This window comes from Niveispirillum sp., from assembly GCF_052437035.1.
In the GTDB taxonomy this organism is placed as follows: Bacteria; Pseudomonadota; Alphaproteobacteria; order Azospirillales; family Azospirillaceae; genus Niveispirillum.
Genome location: NZ_JBQVOH010000005.1, coordinates 119,187 through 140,087, shown reverse-complemented (window position 1 = coordinate 140,087; position 20,901 = coordinate 119,187). Strand labels below are relative to the sequence as shown.

21 protein-coding genes are annotated in these 20,901 nt (G+C 64.4%); 10 read left to right on the top strand and 11 right to left on the bottom strand.

The window, feature by feature from the left end; translation table 11 throughout:
* Positions 1-13: 13 nt before the first annotated feature.
* From ACT6Q8_RS14405 to ACT6Q8_RS14390, 4 genes are all read right to left on the bottom strand, one after another.
* A complete protein-coding gene (locus tag ACT6Q8_RS14405; RefSeq protein ID WP_054168860.1) occupies positions 14-913 on the bottom strand; it encodes a polyprenyl synthetase family protein in 900 nt (299 codons plus the stop codon).
* A 13-nt stretch (positions 914-926) separates the two neighbouring features.
* Positions 927-1,178 (bottom strand): exodeoxyribonuclease VII small subunit, encoded by a 252-nt coding sequence (locus tag ACT6Q8_RS14400; RefSeq protein WP_054168859.1) that lies wholly within the window; start codon positions 1,176-1,178, stop codon positions 927-929.
* 77 nt (positions 1,179-1,255) lie between these two features.
* Positions 1,256-2,185 (bottom strand): histone deacetylase family protein, encoded by a 930-nt coding sequence (locus tag ACT6Q8_RS14395; RefSeq protein ID WP_444733367.1) that lies wholly within the window; start codon positions 2,183-2,185, stop codon positions 1,256-1,258.
* A 109-nt stretch (positions 2,186-2,294) separates the two neighbouring features.
* Positions 2,295-2,552 carry a sulfurtransferase TusA family protein gene (locus ACT6Q8_RS14390; protein ID WP_054168857.1) on the bottom strand — a complete coding sequence of 86 codons (258 nt, stop codon included), beginning with the start codon at positions 2,550-2,552 and terminating at the stop codon, positions 2,295-2,297.
* A gap of 88 nt (positions 2,553-2,640) precedes the next feature.
* Here ACT6Q8_RS14390 and ACT6Q8_RS14385 point away from each other — a divergent pair, with 88 nt between their 5' ends.
* Positions 2,641-2,931 (top strand): ArsR/SmtB family transcription factor, encoded by a 291-nt coding sequence (locus ACT6Q8_RS14385; protein WP_444733366.1) that lies wholly within the window; start codon positions 2,641-2,643, stop codon positions 2,929-2,931.
* Here ACT6Q8_RS14385 and ACT6Q8_RS14380 read toward each other — a convergent pair.
* From ACT6Q8_RS14380 to wrbA, 3 genes are all read right to left on the bottom strand, one after another.
* On the bottom strand, positions 2,928-3,350 hold the full coding sequence (locus ACT6Q8_RS14380) for a DUF423 domain-containing protein (protein ID WP_444733365.1): 423 nt from the start codon (positions 3,348-3,350) through the stop codon (positions 2,928-2,930). The two genes, ACT6Q8_RS14385 and ACT6Q8_RS14380, sit on opposite strands and share 4 nt — an antisense overlap.
* A gap of 193 nt (positions 3,351-3,543) precedes the next feature.
* Positions 3,544-4,257 carry a pirin family protein gene (locus tag ACT6Q8_RS14375; RefSeq protein WP_054168856.1) on the bottom strand — a complete coding sequence of 238 codons (714 nt, stop codon included), beginning with the start codon at positions 4,255-4,257 and terminating at the stop codon, positions 3,544-3,546.
* A 188-nt stretch (positions 4,258-4,445) separates the two neighbouring features.
* A complete protein-coding gene (gene wrbA / locus ACT6Q8_RS14370) occupies positions 4,446-5,048 on the bottom strand; it encodes an NAD(P)H:quinone oxidoreductase (RefSeq protein ID WP_054168855.1) in 603 nt (200 codons plus the stop codon).
* 125 nt (positions 5,049-5,173) lie between these two features.
* Here wrbA and ACT6Q8_RS14365 point away from each other — a divergent pair, with 125 nt between their 5' ends.
* The 4 genes from ACT6Q8_RS14365 (at position 5,174) to ACT6Q8_RS14350 (ending at position 9,603) form a co-directional block, all read left to right on the top strand.
* On the top strand, positions 5,174-6,109 hold the full coding sequence (locus ACT6Q8_RS14365; protein WP_054168854.1) for a LysR family transcriptional regulator: 936 nt from the start codon (positions 5,174-5,176) through the stop codon (positions 6,107-6,109).
* A gap of 77 nt (positions 6,110-6,186) precedes the next feature.
* Positions 6,187-7,437, top strand: a complete 1,251-nt coding sequence (locus ACT6Q8_RS14360; RefSeq protein ID WP_444733364.1) for a sensor histidine kinase — start codon at positions 6,187-6,189, stop codon at positions 7,435-7,437.
* Positions 7,438-7,540: 103 nt separating this feature from the next.
* A complete protein-coding gene (locus ACT6Q8_RS14355) occupies positions 7,541-8,776 on the top strand; it encodes a putative DNA modification/repair radical SAM protein (RefSeq protein WP_444733363.1) in 1,236 nt (411 codons plus the stop codon).
* Complete coding sequence (locus ACT6Q8_RS14350; RefSeq protein WP_054168851.1) at positions 8,773-9,603, top strand: TIGR03915 family putative DNA repair protein; 831 nt, start codon at positions 8,773-8,775, stop codon at positions 9,601-9,603. Before ACT6Q8_RS14355 ends, ACT6Q8_RS14350 begins: the two co-directional genes overlap by 4 nt.
* On the opposite strand, the gene ACT6Q8_RS14345 is transcribed toward ACT6Q8_RS14350, so the two are convergent.
* Entirely contained in the window at positions 9,579-10,409 is an 831-nt protein-coding gene (locus tag ACT6Q8_RS14345; RefSeq protein ID WP_444733362.1) for an AraC family transcriptional regulator, read from the bottom strand. The genes ACT6Q8_RS14350 and ACT6Q8_RS14345 overlap by 25 nt on opposite strands.
* 148 nt (positions 10,410-10,557) lie before the next feature.
* On the bottom strand, positions 10,558-10,761 hold the full coding sequence (rpsU, locus tag ACT6Q8_RS14340) for a 30S ribosomal protein S21 (RefSeq protein WP_054168849.1): 204 nt from the start codon (positions 10,759-10,761) through the stop codon (positions 10,558-10,560).
* A 300-nt stretch (positions 10,762-11,061) separates the two neighbouring features.
* Between rpsU and def the strand changes: the two genes are divergently transcribed.
* Complete coding sequence (def, locus tag ACT6Q8_RS14335; RefSeq protein ID WP_444733361.1) at positions 11,062-11,622, top strand: peptide deformylase; 561 nt, start codon at positions 11,062-11,064, stop codon at positions 11,620-11,622.
* 19 nt (positions 11,623-11,641) lie between these two features.
* A complete protein-coding gene (locus tag ACT6Q8_RS14330) occupies positions 11,642-12,361 on the top strand; it encodes a COQ9 family protein (protein ID WP_444733360.1) in 720 nt (239 codons plus the stop codon).
* A gap of 22 nt (positions 12,362-12,383) precedes the next feature.
* Here the strand turns inward: ACT6Q8_RS14330 and ACT6Q8_RS14325 are convergent, their stop codons facing one another.
* The gene (locus ACT6Q8_RS14325; protein ID WP_444733359.1) at positions 12,384-14,408 is read right to left on the bottom strand and encodes a putative bifunctional diguanylate cyclase/phosphodiesterase; all 2,025 of its coding nucleotides are present in this window, start codon (positions 14,406-14,408) and stop codon (positions 12,384-12,386) included.
* Positions 14,409-14,661: 253 nt separating this feature from the next.
* Positions 14,662-14,859: a hypothetical protein gene (locus ACT6Q8_RS14320; protein WP_054168845.1), complete on the bottom strand. Its 198-nt coding sequence runs from the start codon at positions 14,857-14,859 to the stop codon at positions 14,662-14,664.
* A 970-nt stretch (positions 14,860-15,829) separates the two neighbouring features.
* Between ACT6Q8_RS14320 and ACT6Q8_RS14315 the strand changes: the two genes are divergently transcribed.
* From ACT6Q8_RS14315 to ACT6Q8_RS14305, 3 genes are all read left to right on the top strand, one after another.
* Positions 15,830-17,779, top strand: coding sequence for a PrkA family serine protein kinase (locus ACT6Q8_RS14315; RefSeq protein ID WP_054168844.1), 1,950 nt, complete (start codon positions 15,830-15,832; stop codon positions 17,777-17,779).
* 72 nt (positions 17,780-17,851) lie between these two features.
* Entirely contained in the window at positions 17,852-19,174 is a 1,323-nt protein-coding gene (locus ACT6Q8_RS14310; RefSeq protein WP_156344678.1) for a YeaH/YhbH family protein, read from the top strand.
* A complete protein-coding gene (locus ACT6Q8_RS14305; protein WP_054168842.1) occupies positions 19,171-20,724 on the top strand; it encodes a SpoVR family protein in 1,554 nt (517 codons plus the stop codon). The genes ACT6Q8_RS14310 and ACT6Q8_RS14305 overlap by 4 nt, the downstream gene beginning before the upstream one ends.
* Positions 20,725-20,901: the final 177 nt, after the last annotated feature.

The following is a 20,901-nucleotide window of genomic DNA, read 5'->3' as shown; positions in this document are numbered from 1 at the left end:
TCTTACTTTGTTTTTATGTGCGCCGCTCAACGACATAATGCGCCACCTGACGCAGCATATCAGCCCGGTCCCCGAAAATCTCAAGGTGCTGAGCCGCCTGATCGGCCAGCCGGCGTGCCTGATCGCGCGCCCGCTCCGGCCCCAGGATGGACACGAATGTGGCTTTTCCTGCGTCGCCGTCACGGCCCACCGGCTTGCCCACCTCATCCTGGGTGCCTTCGACATCCAGGAGATCGTCGGCAATCTGGAAAGCCAGACCCAAATCATGGGCATAGGCCTGCAGCGCGTGATGCTGCGGCGCGCCCGCCCGGCCCAGGATGGCGCCGGCCACGGCGGAAAAGGCGATCATCTCACCGGTCTTCAGCCGCTGAAGCCGGGTGATGGCACCGATATCCAGCGGCGTCGTCTCCGCGATCAGGTCCAGCATCTGCCCACCCACCATGCCACGCGGGCCGGCGGCCTTGGCCAGGGCCGCCACCAGCTTGCACCGGACCTGCGGGTCCTCATGCGTCTCATGGTCGGCCAATATCTCGAACGCCTGGGTCAACAGCCCGTCACCGGCCAGGATGGCGGTCGCCTCGTCAAATTCCAGATGCACTGTCTTGCGGCCCCGGCGCAGTTCGCTGTCATCCATGGCGGGCAGATCGTCATGGACAAGGCTATAGCAGTGGATGAACTCCACCGCCGCCGCCGTGCGCAAGGCACAGGCCGGGCTGACCCCGAACATGCGCGCACTTTCCATGACCAGGAAGGGACGCAGACGCTTGCCCCCGCCAAGGCAACCATAGCGCATGGCGTCGAACAGGCGCGCCTCCATCAGGTTGCTACGCGGCAGCAGCACCTCAATGGCGGCTTCGACCTGTTCAACAGTATCCGCCATGGCGGCGGTCAGGGTCTTGGGGAGGGAGGGCATGGGATGGAGGCTTTCAATCCAGACGGGCGGACTCGGCACCGATGGTGCCGTCGGCAGCGATGGTGATGCGGTCCACCTTGGCCTGCGCCTCGCGCAGCCGGGATTCGCAGTGGCGTTTCAGCCAGGTGCCACGCTCATAGGACTGGATGGCATCGTCCAGCTTGGCCTTGCCTTCCTCCAGCTGGCGGACAATCCGTTCCAGCTCGGCGAGCGCATCCTCAAAGCTGAGGGCGGCGATGTCGGGGGGCAGGGTCTGGTCGGTCATGGCTTCGGCACTGTCATTCGGAAGGCCGGACTGTATGTCCCCTGGCCGAGCGGTTCAAGTGCCAGTCACACGAAGTCTCAGGCGACCATCAATGTCTTCACATGCGCCGCCGTGCTGTTGGCGAGTGCGCGCAGGTCGTAGCCCCCCTCCAGGACGGAGACGATACGGCCCTTGGCGTGACGGTCCGCCACCTCGATCAGCTTCTGCGTGACCCAAACGAAATCATCCTCCGTCAGGTCCAGCCCGCCCACGGGATCGCGCATATGGGCGTCGAACCCGGCGGAGATCATCACCAGATCCGGCCTGAACGCATCCAGCGCCGGGATCAGCGTGGATTGGATGGCGTGGCGGAATTCCGGGCTGCCGGCCATGGGCGGCAGGCAGGCATTGACGATATTGCCGAACACCCCCTTCTCCTTCACCGATCCGGTGCCGGGATAAAGCGGCCATTGGTGGGTAGAGCCATAGAACAGGTCGGCATCCTGTTCGCAGAAGGTCTGGGTGCCATTGCCGTGATGCACATCGAAATCAATGATGGCAACGCGGCGGATGCGGTGATTGGCGCGGGCATGCGCCGCCCCCACTGCGACATTGTTGAACAGACAGAAACCCATGGCCTGATCCGGTTCGGCATGGTGCCCCGGCGGGCGCACGGCACAGAAGGCGTTGCGTGCCTCCCCGCCGCACACGGCGTCCACGGCGGCGACCACGGCCCCGGCAGCACGCAGGGCGGCCTTGCCAGTCCCCGGTGACAGAACCGTATCGGCATCGATGCTGCCATGACCATCAGCGGGAATGGCGTCCAGCAGGGCCGATACATGGCCGGGCGGATGCACCCGCTCCAACTGCTCACGCGTGGCCAGGGGTGCGTCGCGCCGGTCCAGGAACATGAAGGCCTCATCCTCCAGCGCCGACAGCACGACACGCAGCCGGTCGGCGCATTCGGGATGGCCATAGCCCGTATCATGGTCCAGGCAGTCGGGATGGGAGAAAAGCAGCGTATTCATGCGATGCGGCGTCCCCGGTCATTTCCTCAAATCTGGCCCGCCGGTCTTTTGCGCCGGCTGTCGCCAATTCCATCATGGGCGGTGACCCGTTTTCTGTCTTTGCGACAGATCAGCCGCCACGCCTGATGGTGAACCGTACCAACTGCCCCTGGGGTGTGTCACCCAGGACATCGGTCGCAATCAATATGTGCCCGCCTTCGGCACAGAAGGTCTGAAAATCCTTGGGCGCTGCCTTGTCGGTCGCCGTCACGGACAGGACCTGACCGGCAATCATGCCCCGCAGCGCCTTGGCCGCGCGCAGCACCGGCATCGGGCATTTCAGACCCGAACAATCCAGCGTGACATCGGCATGGATGGCGGCATCCATGGGCTTTCCCCTTTTTCCGGAAAATCTTCTGGACCCTGGGCTTGACGGGGGCGTGGGATGGTCCAGTTTCCCGTTGGCTATGGATGCCATGACACTGCCTGTCAAGACCGACGCCGCCGCTGCCCTGCTGAAGGCCATGGGCAATGAACGGCGCTTGTGCATACTTCTGCACCTGGCTCATGGCGAGAAATCAGTGGGGGAGATGGAGGTACTGGTCGGCCTGTCACAGTCCGCCCTGTCCCAGCATCTGGCCATACTGCGGCAGGAAGGGCTGGTGCGAACCCGTCGGCAGGCACAAACCATTTTCTATGCCCTGAAGGGCGACGCACCGATTGAGGTTCTGTCTCTGATGCGGCGCCTGTTCCCGTCGCGGCCCTAACCCGCGCTGCGCAGACCCGCAATCCCGGTCAGCAGCCAGCCCAGGATGAAACACAGCCCACCGATGGGCGCCACGGCCCCCATGGCCGACGGCCCGTACCAGCCCAGCGCGTAGAGCGCGCCCGGAAACAGTACGCAGCCGACGGCAAAGCACAGGCCCGCCGCCGCCAGCCACCGCGTCTGACCCGGCAGGGCACGTCGCAGCGGGGCCAGCACCAGGATGGCCAGGGCGTGGACCATCTGATACTGGCTGGCCGTTTTCCACAGGTCGACCGCATGCGCATCCCGCACCGCCGACAGCCCATGGCTGGCAAAGGCCCCCGCCGCCACCGCAACCGCCCCGAACAGGCCGGCCAGCAGCATCAGGCGGGCAGCCACGGGGTCACCGGCGGGCGGGGCGGGACTGTCGGGATGGGTCACGGGGATGGTTCCTTGGCGTTATCCTGCACCGATAACTGGCATCAACCGCCCCCGCCGCCAAGGGGACGGATGCGCGCAGCATAGTGCCCAAAATAAAACGGGCGGCGTCCGGGGGGAGGACGCCGCCCTTTGAAACCGGGACCGGCCTTCAGGGGGATGGGGGAGCCGGCCCCGGTATGGTGGACCCTGCCGATCAGGCCGCACGCGGCAGATCAGCGAGGATCAGTTCGGCCTCTTCCAGCACCTCGATGGTGAGGACTTCTTCGTCCTTCACCGCGGCGCCGTCGCGGGCATCAAGGGTCAGGCCATTGACCTTCACCTTGCCCCGGGCGGGGACCAGATAGGCCAGCCGATCACCCAACCGATGGGTCAACACCGTACCCGCCGGCAAGGTTCCACCCAAAAGTGCAGCATCCTGGTGAATATAGAGCGCACCGCTGTCCTTATCCTGATCCCGGCCCGATGCCAGGACGCGCAGCTGGCCCTGGGCATCGGTGCCCTTGGGGAACTTCGCGGCTTCCCAGCGCGGCTTCACGCCACGCTTGTTGGGGATGATCCAGATCTGGAACAGGGTGGTTTCTCCCGGTTCGCGGTTATATTCGGCATGCACGATGCCGGTGCCCGCCGACATCACCTGCACATCGCCCGCTTCCGTGCGGCCCTCATTACCCAGGAAATCCTGGTGCGTGATGGCGCCCTTGCGAACATAGGTGATGATTTCCATATCCTGATGGGGATGCGGGTCAAAGCCGGTATTGCTGTCGATGGTATCATCGTTCCACACCCGCAACGGTCCCCAATGGACCCGCGACGGATTGTGATAGCCGGCAAAGCTGAAGTGGAAATTGGCGCGCAGCCAGCCATGGTTGGCCTTACCCAGGCCGGCGAAGGGGCGATGTTCGATCATGACACTTCTCCTTGATGGCTCCCGGCAGCGCCCCGGACTGGCAACGCTGCAAGGACCGTTACGGTCATGGAATAAAACCCGATGGTCATGACCCCATGACCATCGGAGGCCGGCGACTGCCGGCCCGGCGCACATGCGCCGTGAGCCAAGCCGCCGGACGACGGCGCCCGGCGTTTGAGGGACAGGCGTTAGGCCGACAGCTTTGCCGCCAGACGGGCCACATGGGCACCCTGGAAGCGCGCACCTTCCAGCTCATTCTCCGACGGCTGGCGGGAACCGTCGCCGCCGGCGATGGTGGTGGCGCCATAGGGGCTGCCGCCCGTCACCTCGTCCAGGCGGGTCTGACCGCCGAAGCTGTAGGGCAATCCAGCGATGACCATGCCATGGTGCAGCAGGCTGGTGTGGAAGGACAGCAGGGTCGCCTCCTGACCGCCATGCTGGGTCGCCGTTGACACGAAGACCGAGCCGACCTTGCCGATCAGCGCACCCTTGGCCCACAGACCGCCGGTCTGGTCCAGGAAGTTGCGCATCTGGCTGGCCATCATGCCAAAGCGGGTGGGCGTGCCGAAAATGATGGCGTCATAGTTCGGCAGCTCGTCCACGGTGGCGACGGCGGCATCCTGTTCCAGCTTGATGCCAGACCGCTTGGCAACCTCTTCCGGGATCAGCTCCGGCACGCGCTTGACCACCACTTCGGTGCCGGCGACAGAGGCCGCACCCTCGGCAACGGCCTTGGCCATCGTCTCGATATGGCCGTAGGAGGAATAATAGAGGACCAGAACCTTGCTCATTTCGCTCTCCATAAGGTGCGGTGTGTTGCGCTGTTGAGAGAAAGATAGGCGGTTGCATCATTCCCGATAATGGTCCAATTTCGAACAGCTTTGTCCCGCTGGGCGGGACAATCATGGGGGCCAAAATGGACAGGCTTGAGGATCTGCGGCTGTTCACGCTGGTGGCGGAGGGGCGCAGCTTCACAAGGGCCGCTGAAAAGCTGGGCTTGTCGAAATCCGCCGCCAGCCGCCGCATCGGGGAGTTGGAGGCGCGTCTGGGTGCCCGCCTGTTCAACCGCACCACCCGCCATATCAGCCTGACCCAGGTGGGCGAGGGCTTCTATGCACGCGTCACCCAGGCGCTGGACGCGCTGGAGGAGGCGGAACGGTCGGTGGCCAGCCAGCATGCGGCCCCGCGCGGTGTCCTGAAACTGGCCGCCCCCATGTCGTTCGGCTTTGTCCACCTGTCAGGCGCCATTGCCGATTTCATGGGCCTGTACCCGGAAGTCATCGTGGATATGGACCTGTCCGACCGGTTCGTCGATCTGGTGGAGGAAGGTTATGATCTGGCGGTGCGCATCGGGCGGCTGAAGGACAGTTCGCTGGTGGCCCGCCGCCTTTTTCCCGTGCGCGCCGTGATCTGCGCCAGCCCCGATTACCTGGCCCGGCGCGGCACGCCGCAAAGCCCCGCCGACATCGCCGATCATGATTGCCTGATCTACACCAATGTCCAGAACCCGGATCAATGGACTTTCCGCACCGCACCTGGATCGGAGGAGACGCAGAATGTGCGTCTGAAGGGGCGGCTGCGCGCCAATAATGGTGACGCGCTGCGCGAGGCGGCGCTGCACGGCCAGGGGCTGGTGCTGCTGCCCACCTTCATCGTGGGCGATGCGCTGGCGGCGGGACGGCTGATCCCCTTGCTGGATGCTTGGCTGCCCAGCCCGCTGGCCGCCCACGCCGTCTATCCCGCCAACCGCCATCTCAGCCCCAAGGTCAGGGCCTTTGTGGATTTTCTGGCGGGCCGGTTCGGGCCGGTCCCTTACTGGGATGCTGCCCTGACGGTGATGAAGGGCGGTTGAGGGTAGCGCGCCCGTCACGAATCCGTCATGGCTTTCTGGCATCACACCCGAACACGATCCCAGCAGCGGGGGAATGGTTGGACCGGGACAGGGACAAGGACCCGGCAGCAGGCGGGGAGATGACGGACGCGGCCTGGACAGCCGCACGGCTGTGCCGCACCGTACCGTCGGTGCCGGAACAAACACGCTGCGGCAGCGTGGCCGAACTGTTCCAGGCTGACCCTACCCTGCCCGGCGTGATCGTGGCCGATGCGGGCGGTCGTCCGCTTGCGCTGGCCGACCGCGCCACCTTCCTTCTGCATTTCTCCCAGCGTTATGGCCGTGACCTTTATGCCCGCCGCGCCGTCACACATCTGGCCGACCGGGAACCGCTGCTGGTGCCGCTGGAGACCGGCCTATCAGCCCTGAACGCCTTGATTGCGGAACAGAAGCCCGACGCCCTGCACCGTGGCTTCGTCCTGGTGGATGGCGATGGCCGGGCCATGGGGCTAGGCCAGGGCATCGACGTCATGCGCCTGACGGCGGAGGAGATGTCCCGCACCCTGGACCGGCTGCGCGCCACGCAGCGCGACCTGATCCAGGCGGAAAAGATGGCGGCCCTGGGCGGGCTGGTGGCGGGTGTGGCGCATGAGATCAATACGCCGCTAGGCGTCGCGGTCACGGCGGCGACAGCCTTTGCCCAGGATACCGAACGGTTCGGTGCCGCCTATCGCGACGGGTCCCTGCGCCGCAGCCTGCTGGAGGATTACGTGGCCTCCGCGACGGAGGCGATGGGCTTTGTGCTGGGCAACATTACCCGCGCCGCCGATCTGGTGCAGAGCTTCAAGCAGGTGGCCGTGGACCAGACCACCGATCAGGTCCGCCGCTTCGACCTGGGCGATTATCTGGGGGAGGTGCTGCGCAGCTTGCAGCCGCAGTTGCGTCGCGTTCCCCACCGGCTGGAGGCCGATCTGGTCGAAGGGCTGGAAGTGGACAGCACGCCCGGCGCTATCGCGCAAATCGTCACCAATCTGGTGATGAACGCCTTGACCCATGCCTTCACGGGTCGGGGGGATGGCGGGACCATCCGGGTCCGCCTGCGCCCCGCCGAAACACAGGCAGGGTGGGCGGAGCTGTCGGTGGCCGATGATGGCAACGGCATCGACGCCGCCACCCTGCCCCGCATCTTCGATCCGTTCTTCACGACAAGGCGCGATGCGGGCGGCACCGGCCTGGGCCTGCATCTGGTCTATAATCTGGTCACGCAGCGTCTGGGCGGGCGCATCGATGTCGACAGCCGGGTGGGCGATGGCACCTGCTTCACGGTCCTGTTCCCCCGGCGCGGATAGGGGTGCCTTGCCGTTCAGGACGGGGGGCATAGTTCAAGATTGTTGACGTGGACATCCACGAACATATCATGAACAAAATCCCTTCCCCCTGCCCGTTCGGACCATGGCCAAATCGCTGAAACAACGTCTCGCCGTACTGTCCGATGCCGCGAAATATGATGCGTCCTGTGCATCCAGCGGCACCCAGCGGCGCGATTCGTCGGCCAGCGGCGGGCTGGGATCGACGGAAGGCATGGGCATCTGCCACGCCTATGCACCCGACGGGCGCTGCATCTCGCTGTTGAAGATCCTGCTGACCAATTTCTGCATCTATGACTGCGTCTATTGCGTGAACCGGTCGTCCAGCAATGTGGAGCGGGCGCGATTCAAGGCCGACGAAGTGGTCTGGCTGACCCTGGAATTCTATCGCCGCAACTATATTGAGGGGCTGTTCCTGTCGTCGGGCATCATCCGCTCTTCCGATTATACAATGGAACAACTGGTCCGCGTGGCCAAGGACCTGCGCACGATCCATAATTTCCGCGGCTATATCCATCTGAAGACCATCCCGGAGGCATCGCCGCAACTGATCGAGGAGGCGGGGCTGTATGCCGACCGCCTGTCGATCAATATCGAGCTGCCGACCGATCAGAGCATCGAGCAGTTTGCACCGCAAAAGCATCCGGCCCGCATCCGCCGCTCCATGTCGGACTTGTCGGTCAGGATCGAGGCGTCGAAGGAACAAACATTGCGGACCAAGCGGCGCATCCGCTTCGCACCGGGCGGACAAAGCACGCAGATGATCGTGGGCGTGGATAACACGACCGACGCCACCATCCTGGGCTCGTCCGCCAATCTCTACAGCCGGTTCCGTCTGCGCCGCGTCTATTACTCGGCCTTCAGCCCCATTCCCGATGCCTCCAGCGTCCTGCCCCTGTCGCGCCCACCCCTGATGCGTGAACACCGGCTGTATCAGGCGGACTGGCTCTACCGGTTCTATGGGTTCGACGTGGCGGAGATCACGTCGGTCAGGGAAGACGGCAATCTGGAGCTGGATATCGATCCGAAACTGGCCTGGGCCCTGGCCAACCGCGACCGATTCCCGGTGGATGTAAACCGGGCGGATAAGGAAATGCTGCTGCGCGTGCCGGGCCTGGGCACCAAGTCCGTGCCCTCCATCCTGTCGGCGCGGCGGCACAAGAACCTGCGGCTGGAGGATCTGGAACGGCTGGGCGTGGGGGTGCGCAAGGTGCGGCCCTTCATCATGGCGGAGGGCTGGTCACCCCTGCGCCTGACCGACCGCACCGATCTGCGCGACCTGTTCGCGCCCAAGCCCAAGCAGTTGAGCCTGTTCGGATGATCCGCCTGTCCCTGCGTGGACGCGGTGATTTGGCGGAATGGCGGGATGCGGCCCGCGCCCTGCTGCGGGCCGGGGTGGGACCGGGCGATGTGGAATGGCGGGTGCGGGATGCGGGGGCCGACCTGTTCGGCATGGCCGACGATCCCCTGCCCCCGCCCGACCCGTCACTGCCCGCACCCACGGTGCCTGCCGCCTTCCTGACCCTGGCCGATGCCGTCATCTGCCATGTCGACCCGGCGCGCTTCGCCCTGCTGTACCGTCTGCTGTGGCGGGTGCAGCGGGAAAAGGCGCTGCTGTCCAACCCGTCGGATGCGGATGTGGCGCGGGCGGAAACCCTGACCAAGGCCATCCGCCGCGACGCGCACAAGATGAAGGCCTTTGTCCGGTTCAAGGAAATGGGACCGCCGCAGGATGGCCGCCGCCGCTTCGCCGCCTGGTTTGAACCGGACAATTACATCGTGGGCCGCACAGCCGGCTTTTTCCAACGCCGCTTCACCGACATGGACTGGATCATCGCCACACCCAAGGGATCGGCTGCCTGGGACGGGCAGCAACTGACCCTATCCGACGAACCTTCGGAAAAGCCCGACCTGATCGACGATACGGACGATCTCTGGCGCACCTACTTCGCCCATATCTTCAACCCGGCCCGGTTGAAGGTGCGGGCCATGCAGTCGGAAATGCCCAAGAAATACTGGAAGAACCTGCCGGAGGCGGACCTGATCCCCGACCTGATCGCGGGGGCCGAAGATCGGATGCGGGAGATGATCGAGCGTGAGGCGACGCAGCCCAAAGCCTTCCATTACCGTCTGCGGGAACGGGATTGACCCTGCTGCCCATACTGGCCCGGCGTGGCGGCAACATGCGCCTTGAACACCCGCTGGAAATGGGCCTGATCGGCAAATCCGGCATCCAGCGCCACATCGACAATGGCCTCTCCCCGCCGCAACCCCGCCTGCCCCACCCGGATACGCTGATTGGTCTGATAGGCATGCGGGGTCAGGCCGTAACGCGCCTTGAACGCCCGGATCAGATAGGAGGGGGACAGGCCCGACGCCGCCGCCACCTCCTCCACCCGTAAATCACGGGTGCAGTGACGGGTAATGTAATCGGCAGCCCGCGCCAGGGCGTCATGGCTTTCCGTCAGGGGCAGTCCGGCCCCATCCACACGTTCCGCCAGGAATGAGAAGAAACGGCAGGCTCCGGCTTCCTTGTCCGCGACCTCAACCCCGTCATCGAACAGCAGATCGAACAGGGCCATCAGGTCGGCATAAAGATCGCGATCGCGGCTGATCACGGCGCCAAAGGGCCGGAACGCCGGCAGCCCCTGCACACACGCCAGCCAGCCGGTATCCACATACAGCATGCGGTAGGACCAGGGGTGGTCATTGACCGGGTTGCAGGCGTGCACGATTTCCGGGTTCATCAGCACGACGGTGCCTTCGGCCGCCTCAAACCGGTCGGTGCCGGTCAGATATTCGCTGTATCCGCCCGTGATGGCGCCGATGGAAAAGGTCGGATGGGAATGCGGCACGTAACAGACGGTGCGGCCATCCATGACCTCCCGCGCTTCCAGATGGGCAAGGGCGGGATCACGCCAGAAAATATGGGAATCGGCTGGGCGGCGGGGCATCGGACAGGCCTTGGCGGCGGGACGGAGCAACCATCATACCGCACCCCCAGAAAGACCAAAAGCCGCCCGCGGGCTTTCCCAGGGGCGGCATTCAATCCCGTGGCCTTTACGGCCAACTGGCAATCTGTCTGGTGGACAGGGAGGGCTATTAGTAGCCCTCGCGCTCCAGACGCTTGCGCAGCAGCTTGCGGGCGCGGCGAACGGCTTCAGCCTTTTCGCGAGCGCGCTTTTCCGACGGCTTCTCATAATTGCGGCGCAGCTTCATTTCGCGGAAGATGCCCTCACGCTGCATCTTCTTCTTCAGCGCGCGCAGTGCCTGATCGACGTTGTTATCACGAACCAGAACTTGCACGGGACATCCACTCCAATCGTGCGCTCACACCAGCCAGGGCCAGCACTTGCGGGTAGGGTTGAAAACAAAGACAAAGGCAACGCGAGACCATGAAGGTCGCGCCATCGCCCGATCCAGTCGGCGGGGTTATACACATGCCGGTGGGGCTTGTGAAGACCCGCAGCGCATCCTTGTGAAGATTCATGCGGAATGGCGGGCATGCGGCCACAGGGGGCACGCTTTTCCTTGCCTTGCATCGCCCCGCCCTGGGCCTCACAATAGCGATATAGCCGAATCGCCCCCTTTTTCGGAGCCTTTTCCATGGCCGTGCTTCCCATCGTCCGCATGGGCAACCCCGTCCTGCGCCGTGTCGCCGACCCAATCCCGGTACCGGTGGCCGGCGGTTTCGACGATGGGTTGCGGCAATTGGCAGCCGACATGGTGGAGACCATGTTCGATGCGCCCGGCATCGGCCTTGCCGCCCCGCAGATCGACGTGTCCCGCCGCATCATCGTTTTCCGGGTACCGCCGGAACGCGCCACGGGCGACCAGGGCGATGCGGCCATGGGGCCGCAGGTCCTGATCAACCCGGAATTCGTGCCCGTGGGGGCCGAAACGGTGCTGGGCTGGGAAGGGTGCCTGTCCATCCCCGGCCTGCGCGGCGTCGTGCCACGCTATCGCCGCATCCGCTACCGCGGCTATGATCTGGATGGAAATCTGGTGGAACGCGAGGCCGCGAACACCCATGCCCGCGTGATCCAGCATGAGCTGGATCATCTGGACGCCGTCCTTTATCTGGACCGCATGGAAAGCTTGGCCACGCTGACCTATATGGAAGAGCAGAAGTTTTTCGGACCCGACGTGCTGGCGCCATCGCGCTGACACGCCGGCAGGGAGACATATGATGACCGACGCCACGACACCGCCGCCGCAGGATGCCTATACCCGCGCACAGGCCGCCCTGGCCGCGCGCAAGGATGCGATCCTGGTGGCCATGCTGCCCGATGTGGCGTTCGATGGCTGGACCGGCACCACCCTGCGGCGCGGGGCGGAAGCCGCCGGGTTCCACGCGCAGGAGGCCGATGCCGCCTTCCCCGGTGGCCCGGTGGAAGCTGCCTGCTGGTTCAGCGACTGGGCCGACCGGCAGATGGTGGACGCCCTGGCCGGCACCGACCTGACGGCATTGAAGGTACGCGAACGGGTGACCCTGGCCGTGCGCAAGCGCCTGGAAATCCTGATCCCCTATCGCGAGGCGGTGCGCCGCGCCAGCAGCCTGCTGTCCCTACCGCAGAATGCCACGCGCGGGCCGCAGCTTGTCTATGCCACGGTCGATGCCGCTTGGCGTGCCGTCGGCGATACCTCCGTCGACTATAATTTCTATACCAAGCGCCTGCTTCTGGCCGGCGTCGTCACCGCCACCACGCTTTATTGGCTGGATGACCGCTCCGATGAGCTGACCGACAGCTGGGCCTTCCTGGACCGGCGCATCGCCAATGTGATGAGCGTGGGCAAGGTGATCGGACAGGTCACGGGCCGGGCCGACAAGGCGGCGGGCTTGCTGGCCCATATTCCGTCACCCACCCGCTTCATGCGCCGACTGCGGGGGGCCGCGGGGGTCTGATAGGGGTGGGGATGTTGCGCCCTCACCCCACCGCCCGAACCCCCTCCCCCAGGAACCGTTCCTCAAACTCCGCTGCCGGCAGGGGGCGGGAAATCAGGAAGCCCTGGATCGTCTGACAATCGAGCGTGCAGAGCCAGTCGCGCTGCGCCTCCGTCTCCACCCCTTCCGCCACGATCTCCAGCCCCAGGCGCTGGCCCAGTTCCAGTATGGTGGCCGGGATGGCCACGTCATGCGGCACCGTCTGCATGAAACCCCGATCGATCTTCAGCACGGTCAGCGGGATGCGCCGCAGGTGGGACAGGGAGGAATAACCCGTCCCGAAATCATCGATGGCCATGCCGACGCCGATATCCCGCAACAGCCGCAGCATGGCGAAATCGCCGGCCGCCTGCGTCATCGCCACCGTTTCCGTAATCTCCAGCGTCAGCAGATGGGCAGGAAGACCCGAATTGGCGAGCGCCGCCCGCACACGGTTGGGGAAATCGGCATCCGCCAGTTGACGTGGGCTGACATTGATGGCCACGGGCAGATCGCCATAAAGCCGGCGCCAGGCCGCCGCCTGCCGACAGGCATCGCCCAGCACCCAGTCGCCGATGGGGCCGATCAGACCCGTCTCCTCCGCCACGGGGATGAAGTCGGCGGGAGCGATATAGCCATCCTCCGTCTTCCAGCGCAGCAACGCCTCCGCCCCCCGCAGGGTCAGGCTGCGCGGGTCCACCTTGGGCTGATAGAACAGCTCGAACTCCCCACGCAGTTCGGCGGCGCGCAGCCGCGCCTCCGTGCGCAGGCGGGCCATGGCCTGTTCCGACATCTCGGCGCTGAACATCCGCCAGCAGCCGGTGCCCGCCGCCTTGGCCGCGTACATGGCGACATCGGCGCAGCGCAGGATCTGCCGCGCATCCTGCCCGTCGCTGGGCCAGAGCGAGATGCCGATGGAGGCGCTGGGATGCAGCAGATGGCCTTCCAGGTCCAGCGGACGGGCCAGCGTGGCCAGGATGCGGTCGGCAACCTGGATTGCCTCCTTCGGCTCCTTCACATCCTCCACCAGAACCAGGAATTCATCCCCGCCCAGCCGGCCCACCGTGTCGGAATGGCGCAGCGTATCGTCCAGGCGACGGGCGATGCCCTGCAGCATCCGGTCGCCCATGTCATGGCCCAGGCTGTCATTCACATGCTTGAACCGGTCCAGGTCCAGGAACAGCACCGCCACGCCGCGCTTGGTCCGCCGGGCCCGCGCCAGCGCATGTTCCAGCCGTTCCAGCAGCAGGGCACGGTTGGGCAGTTCGGTCAGCGGATCGCGCGTCGCCAGCTGCCGGAGCTGCCCCTGGCTTTCATCCAGCTTGTCCAGCGTCTCATTGATACGCTGGGTCAGACGACCCAGCTCGTCCGTTTCGTGGCCTGCGGGCACCTTCACGCGGGTGTCGCGGGGATTGTCGGGGTCGATCCCCGCCACGGCCTGTTCCAGTTCGACCAAGGGCCGGGTCAGGAACCGGTGGAACACCCAGGTCAGCATCAGGCCCAGCAGGATATTGCGCGCCAGCCCGCCCAGCAGCGATGACCCGACAAAGGCGATATAATCCGCCGATACCCGCGCCATATCCAGGTCGATGCGCAGAATGCCGATGGGCGGCTTTTCCCGTCCGTCAGGCAGGGGCCGGTACAGAAGGCGGGTGCCCCGCGCCAGATCGCCGAACACCAGCCGCCCAATGGCCCCGCTGCCGCCACTGGGCGCCGCCAGGGCCCGGTGACGGGACCAGAGGGGCTGTTCCTCCGATATGCGGATATCGATGCCGGCGATGGCGCCGATGGACAGCGCGGAATTGCCGATCTGCTGTGCCAGCGCCTCATCCACGTTCCAGGCGGCGGCGGCGGCACTGCCTTCCGTCAGGTCGAGCATCTGTTCGACCAGATCGCTGGCCTTCCCGCGTTCGCGCCACGTCGCCCAGGCAACCTCCAGCCCGCTCAACACCAATCCGATGAGACAGGCGGCAAGCACGGCACGCGCCGCCTGTCTGGCCGCCAAGGAACTGCCCAGCCCTTTCAGCATCGCCCTCCCCAAGAGGCCTGCATCCGGCCGCACATCGCGTGGCGCGTTACTGGTCACCCGCTGATGGGGTTACGCAACTGCGCTGCGATATTCCGTCGCGGTGATCATGCCCGAAAAGGGTTGGACCTGTACAAGCAAATATTGGGCATACACACCCAATATCGGCCCCGGAGAGGGTGGGCGGAACGAAAAAGGGCCGCCCCAGCGGGACGGCCCCTTCACATTCCGTTACGCGCCCGAAAGGGACGGCGGATCAGGAAGCGCGCTTCAGCTTGCGGAACTGCGCCCACATCGGCGACGGGTTCTTGTCCAGGTCATAGGCGCGGGTCTTGCTCGGGTCCATACCCTGGCGGCGGCATTCCAGCGCGAAGATATTGGTGTTGGCGGGATCCAGGCCCAGCTCAACGCAGGCGGCGGTGAATACGTTATCGAAATCGGCGCTGCTCATCATGTCACCTTCGCAGGTTCAACGTTTGTCACGGTCGGGACCATCGGGCCTGGCCGGTGTCGGTGAGCGGCAAAAAGCCACTGCCCTTCACGCATCGCAGCATCGCCAGCCATTACGGCTAATTTGCGAAACTGTTGATCCAAAACGATGGCGTTCACGTGACTAGATCAAATCATCAGCCAATCTGTTGCAACAGCGAACAACGCATGGCCGCCCCTTCCGCATCGCGGGATGACTATACGGAATTGCCGGGGGCCGGTTTCGCGTCGGCGATTCGCCCCAGTTCGCCCGTCGGCGCATCCGGTCAGGGGGGCTGGCCGACCGCCCCATGCCGCGCCATATCATGACCAGAAGTGGCAAAAGCAAAGCGGTCGTTACGGATTGTTAAAGGTGTGCGGCTGTATGCTTTGACCCATGGCCCTCTTTCGGGTCATGCTGTGTGTACGGATTCCCGTTGCTGGATGGGCGGGGATGGACAGGGGACAGGGTTCCCCCAAACGGGCAGGCGCCGAACGCCGCCCGGTCGCCCGGACGGGCAGGTGCCCCGGCATGCATACATGCCTTCGGCCTGCCCCAATCGGGGGAGATGATGCTTTGCGTCGGTTCGGTTTCGTGATCACAGTTTTGCGTTCAGTACCAACAACTTGATTACCGATTGACCCCCAACCTTGGGAGACGCGGTGATGGGTGACGGTAGGGCCATCAGCAAGCGCACAGACCGGTCGGTCCGACCGGATGGTGCCCTGCGGCCCGCCCCCGACACATCCCCGTTCCCCGTGGCGGGTTCGACAAGAATGACCCGGCGGTTCGCATTGACGCGGCCGGAACGGGTTCGGGCCGGGGAGGCCCGGCGCGAGCCAAAGATCGACCGCCACCCTATCCCACTGCCCCCCGCCGGCGCGGCGTCGCGGTGCATGGCACGCCCATGCCCGCACTATCGCCCCCCGACCGGCCGTCTGGAAGGAGAGTGCCGATGAGCAGTCTGGTCACAGACCTTTTCGCCAGCTACGCCAGTTCCTATGAAAGCCGCCGCGACGTTGAGATGTCGCTGATGGAGTACCTGGAGGGGTGCCGCGACGATCCGCTGATGTATGCCAGCGCCGCCGAACGGCTGCTGGCCGCCATTGGCGAGCCGGAAGTGATCGACACGGCCAAAGATGCGCGGCTTGCCCGCATCTTCATGAACCGTACCATCAAGGTCTACCCTGCCTTTGCCGAGTTCTTTGGCATGGAGGAGACGATTGAGCGCATCGTCGGCTTCTTCCGCCATGCGGCCCAGGGGCTGGAAGAGCGTAAGCAGGTACTCTACCTGCTGGGCCCGGTCGGCGGCGGCAAATCCTCGCTGGCCGAACGGTTGAAGGCGCTGATGGAGGACAAGCCCATCTATGCGCTGAAAGCCGGCGACCAGATCAGCCCGGTCTTCGAAAGCCCCCTGGGCCTGTTCGATCCCGCCACCATGGGTGCGACGATAGAGGAGAAGTTCTGCATTCCCCGCCGGCGCCTGACAGGCTTGATGAGCCCCTGGGCGCTGAAACGGCTGGATGAGTTTGACGGCGATATCCGCCGCTTCAAGGTGGTGAAGCTGCGCCCGTCCCGCCTGCGCCAGATCGGCATCTCCAAGACGGAGCCGGGGGATGAGAACAACCAGGATATCTCGTCGCTGGTCGGCAAGGTCGATATCCGCAAGCTGGAGCTTTACAGCCAGAATGATCCCGACGCCTACAGCTATTCCGGCGGCCTGAACCGGGCCAACCAGGGCATGCTGGAATTCGTGGAGATGTTCAAGGCCCCGATCAAGATGCTGCACCCCCTGCTGACCGCCACGCAGGAGGGCAATTATATCGGGACGGAGAATATCGGCGCCCTGCCCTTCCAGGGCGTGATCATGGCGCACAGCAATGAGGCGGAGTGGCAGAGCTTCAAGAACAACAAGAATAACGAGGCCTTCATCGACCGTATCTGTGTGGTCAAGGTCCCCTATTGCCTGCGCGTGATGGAAGAACAGCGCATCTATGAAAAGCTGATCAAGACGTCCGAACTGTCCGGCGCCCCCTGTGCGCCGGCCACGTTGGAAATGCTGGCCCGCTTCACGGTCCTGTCGCGCCTGCGCGACCATGGCAATTCCAACCTGTTCAGCAAGATGCGGGTCTATGATGGGGAAAGCCTGAAGGAGACGGACCCCAAGGCCAAGACCATGCAGGAATATAAGGACGCGGCCGGCGTGGATGAGGGGATGAACGGCATCTCCACCCGCTTCGCCTTCAAGGTCCTGGCCAGCACCTTCAACTATGACAATACGGAGGTTGGGGCCGATCCCGTTCACCTGATGTACATCCTGGAACAATCCATCAAGCGGGAACAGTTCCCCGACGAGGTGGAGAAGAAATATATGGAGTTCATCAAGGGTGAACTCGCCCCGCGCTATGCGGAGTTCATCGGCAATGAAATCCAGAAGGCCTATCTGGAAAGCTACCACGACTATGGCCAGAACCTGTTCGACCGCTATGTCGATTATGCCGATGCCTGGATCGAGGATCAGGATTTCAAGGACCCCGACACGGGCCAGCTTCTGAACCGCGACCTGCTGAACCAGGAACTGACCAAGATCGAAAAGCCGGCGGGCATCGCCAACCCCAAGGATTTCCGCAACGAGGTGGTAAAATTCGCGCTGCGCATGCGGGCGGGCAACAGCGGGCGCAACCCGTCCTGGACCAGCTATGAAAAGCTGCGCGACGTCATCGAGAAGCGGATGTTCAGCCAGGTGGAGGAACTGCTGCCCGTCATCAGCTTCGGCAGCAAGAAGGACAGCGACACGGAGAAGAAACACAGCGAGTTCGTCAATCGCATGATGGCCCGCGGCTACACGGAACGGCAGGTCCGCCGTCTGGTCGAATGGTACATGCGGGTGAAACAGGCGGGGTGATGACGGCCCCCTCTCCCACCACGGGGGGAGAGGGGCGACGGGTTCGGCCCCCATCGAAAGGACGGTGCAACCTTGTTCACCATTGTCGACCGACGTCTCAATCCTTCGGGTAAAAGTCTGGCCAACCGCCAGCGGTTCCTGCGCCGTGCCAAGGAACAGGTGATGCGGGCCGTGCGCGACGCCTCGGCCAAGCGCGGCATCCGCGATATCGACATGGGTGGGGATATCGCCATCTCCCCCGACGGGATCCGCGAACCGACCCTGCGCCGGTCTTCCACCGGCGGGCAGCGTGATTATGTGGTCCCCGGCAATAAGGAGTTCATGTCGGGCGACAAGATCAAACGCCCGCCGCAGGGTGGCGGGTCCGGCAGGGGCAATGAGGGATCGGAGGATGGCGACGGCCAGGATGAATTCCGCTTTGTCCTCAGCCGGGAGGAATTCATCGACCTGTTCCTGGAGGATCTGGAACTTCCCGATCTGGCCAAGCGCAAGCTGGCGGTCACCGACGCCATGGACTGGCACCGTGCGGGCTATTCGGTGGCGGGATCGCCCACGAACCTCAATCTGGTGCGCACCATGCGCAACAGCCTGGCCCGGCGCATGGCCCTGCACCGCCCGACCGGTGATGAGATCAAGGCCCTGCGGCAGGAAATCGATGATCTGGAACGGACGGGGCGCGACCGCGACCGGCTGGAACAGGCGCGGCTGGCACTGGCCGAGGCGCTGAAACGCACCCAGCGCATCCCCTATATCGACCCCGTCGATGTCCGCTACAACCGTTTCGCGGCCACGCCGCGCCCGGCGGCGCAGGCGGTCATGTTTTGCCTGATGGATGTGTCGGGCAGCATGACGGAGCATATGAAGGATCTGGCCAAGCGCTTCTACATGCTGCTCTACCTGTTCTTGTCGCGGCGGTACAAGCATGTGGACGTGGTCTTCATCCGCCACACCCACCGCGCTGCGGAGGTAGATGAAGAGACCTTCTTCTACAGCGCGGAGACCGGCGGCACGGTGGTATCGACTGCGCTGGAAGAAATGGCGCGGGTTATCAAGGAACGCTATCCGCCCGGTGAATGGAACATTTACGGGGCACAGGCCAGCGACGGCGACAATGCCCTGTCGGACAATACCAAGACAGCGCAGCTGATGACCGACAGCATCCTGCCCGACTGTCAATATTACGCCTATCTGGAGGTGGGGCAGGAAGGAATGATGCCGGGCCTGCCCTATGGCGGCGGCCCGCGCGAAACCGACCTGTGGCGCACCTACAAGCAGATCAATGCCGGCGGCGTGCTGGCCATGCGGCGGGTAACCGAACGCAAGGAAATCTACCCCGTCTTCCGCGAGCTGTTCGCCAAGGACAAGGCCGGGCAACCGGCGGAGGTGAGCGCATGACCCTGACCGCCTTTGAGACCGCCCCGCTCTATACCGGCGCCGACTGGGACTATGACAAGGTCCGCCGCGTCTATGACGCCATCGAGAAGGTGGCGTTGGGGGACATGGGTCTGGATTGCTACACCAACCAGATCGAGGTGATCACGTCCGAACAGATGCTGGACGCCTATTCCAGCATCGGCATGCCGCTGTTCTACAAGCACTGGTCCTTCGGCAAGCATTTCGCCCGCGACGAGGCCATGTACCGCAAGGGTCAGCGCGGGCTGGCCTATGAGATCGTGATCAATTCCAACCCCTGCATCAGCTACATCATGGAAGAAAACACCATGACGATGCAGACACTGGTGATCGCGCACGCGGCCTTCGGCCATAACCATTTCTTCAAGAATAATTACCTGTTCCAGCAATGGACCGATGCGGACGGCATCCTGGATTACCTGTCCTTCGCCAAGGCCTATATCAGCCAGTGCGAGGAACGGTACGGCCATGCCATGGTGGAACGGGTGCTGGATGCCGCCCATGCGCTGATGAACCACGGCGTCCACCGCTATCCCCGTCGTCGCGGCCCCGACCTGCGGAACGAGGAGAAAAGGGCGCGCGAACGGCTGGAGCATGCGGAGGCCACCTTCAACGACCTGTGGCGCACCGTGCCCACCAAGGCCGGCGGGGCCAGCCCCCTGTCGGATCGCGACCGCCGCCGCACCCTGCTGGAACTGCCGGAGGAGAATATCCTCTATTTCCTGGAGAAAAAGGCCCCGCGCCTGCAGGGCTGGCAGCGCGAAATCCTGCGCATCGTGCGGCATGTGGCACAGTATTTCTATCCGCAACGCCAGACCAAGGTGATGAATGAAGGCTGCGCCACCTATTGCCATTACCGCATCCTGTCCACCCTGCATGAACGCGGCGCCCTGACCGACGGGGCGTGGATGGAGGCGATGCACAGCCATACCAATGTGGTGTTCCAGCCGGAATTTGATGACCGCCGCTATGGCGGCATCAATCCTTACGCGCTGGGCTTTGCCATGATGCAGGATATCGAGCGGATCGCGACGCAACCCACGCAGGAGGACCGGTACTGGTTCCCGGACCTTGCGGGCCGCGGCGACGCCATGGGCGCGCTGCGCGATGCCTGGGCCAATTTCCGGGACGAAAGCTTCATCCTGCAGTACTTGTCACCGGCCCTGATCCGCAAATTCCGGATGTTCCATGTGGCCGATGACGCGCGTGACCCGGAAATGAAGGTGGCCGCCATCCATGATGAACGCGGTTACCGTGCCGTACGTCAGGCGCTGGCCCGGCAATACGACATCGCCTGGGCCGAGGCCGATATCCAGATTGTCGATGTCGATCTGGTCGGCGACCGCAAGCTGATGCTGGAACATCATGTGATGAACCAGATCCTGCTGGAGGAGGAGGAAGCCCGCGCCGTCATGCAGCACCTGGCCAATCTCTGGGGCTATGAGGTGGTGCTGGACGAAGTGGAAACACCGGGCGCCACCCCGCTACGCCGGATCATCGTGGCCCCGCGCGTGGTGCTGGGTGGGGCGTAGAGACGGGGTCGGAGACGCCGCTCCCTCACCCTCCCGACGGCTGACGCCGCCGGGCCCCTCCCTCTCCCGCAAGTGGGCGAGGGGCAAAGTCCCCCCCCTCGCCCACGAACGTGGGAGAGGGAGGGACCCGAACGCGCCAGCGTTTGGGAGGGTGAGGGCAACCCGCTCGAAGATAAA

Coding starts and splice junctions, on each gene's coding strand:
- ACT6Q8_RS14400 (WP_054168859.1), bottom strand. CDS start 1,178: ATGACCGACCAGACCCTGCCCCCCGACATCGCCGCCCTCAGCTTTGAG.
- ACT6Q8_RS14355 (WP_444733363.1), top strand. CDS start 7,541: ATGGCCAAATCGCTGAAACAACGTCTCGCCGTACTGTCCGATGCCGCG.
- ACT6Q8_RS14305 (WP_054168842.1), top strand. CDS start 19,171: ATGACCCTGACCGCCTTTGAGACCGCCCCGCTCTATACCGGCGCCGAC.
- ACT6Q8_RS14350 (WP_054168851.1), top strand. CDS start 8,773: ATGATCCGCCTGTCCCTGCGTGGACGCGGTGATTTGGCGGAATGGCGG.
- ACT6Q8_RS14330 (WP_444733360.1), top strand. CDS start 11,642: ATGATGACCGACGCCACGACACCGCCGCCGCAGGATGCCTATACCCGC.
- ACT6Q8_RS14320 (WP_054168845.1), bottom strand. CDS start 14,859: ATGATGAGCAGCGCCGATTTCGATAACGTATTCACCGCCGCCTGCGTT.
- ACT6Q8_RS14385 (WP_444733366.1), top strand. CDS start 2,641: ATGACACTGCCTGTCAAGACCGACGCCGCCGCTGCCCTGCTGAAGGCC.
- ACT6Q8_RS14395 (WP_444733367.1), bottom strand. CDS start 2,185: ATGAATACGCTGCTTTTCTCCCATCCCGACTGCCTGGACCATGATACG.
- ACT6Q8_RS14345 (WP_444733362.1), bottom strand. CDS start 10,409: ATGCCCCGCCGCCCAGCCGATTCCCATATTTTCTGGCGTGATCCCGCC.
- ACT6Q8_RS14315 (WP_054168844.1), top strand. CDS start 15,830: ATGAGCAGTCTGGTCACAGACCTTTTCGCCAGCTACGCCAGTTCCTAT.
- ACT6Q8_RS14365 (WP_054168854.1), top strand. CDS start 5,174: ATGGACAGGCTTGAGGATCTGCGGCTGTTCACGCTGGTGGCGGAGGGG.
- ACT6Q8_RS14375 (WP_054168856.1), bottom strand. CDS start 4,257: ATGATCGAACATCGCCCCTTCGCCGGCCTGGGTAAGGCCAACCATGGC.
- wrbA (WP_054168855.1), bottom strand. CDS start 5,048: ATGAGCAAGGTTCTGGTCCTCTATTATTCCTCCTACGGCCATATCGAG.
- ACT6Q8_RS14405 (WP_054168860.1), bottom strand. CDS start 913: ATGCCCTCCCTCCCCAAGACCCTGACCGCCGCCATGGCGGATACTGTT.
- def (WP_444733361.1), top strand. CDS start 11,062: ATGGCCGTGCTTCCCATCGTCCGCATGGGCAACCCCGTCCTGCGCCGT.
- ACT6Q8_RS14325 (WP_444733359.1), bottom strand. CDS start 14,408: ATGCTGAAAGGGCTGGGCAGTTCCTTGGCGGCCAGACAGGCGGCGCGT.
- ACT6Q8_RS14390 (WP_054168857.1), bottom strand. CDS start 2,552: ATGGATGCCGCCATCCATGCCGATGTCACGCTGGATTGTTCGGGTCTG.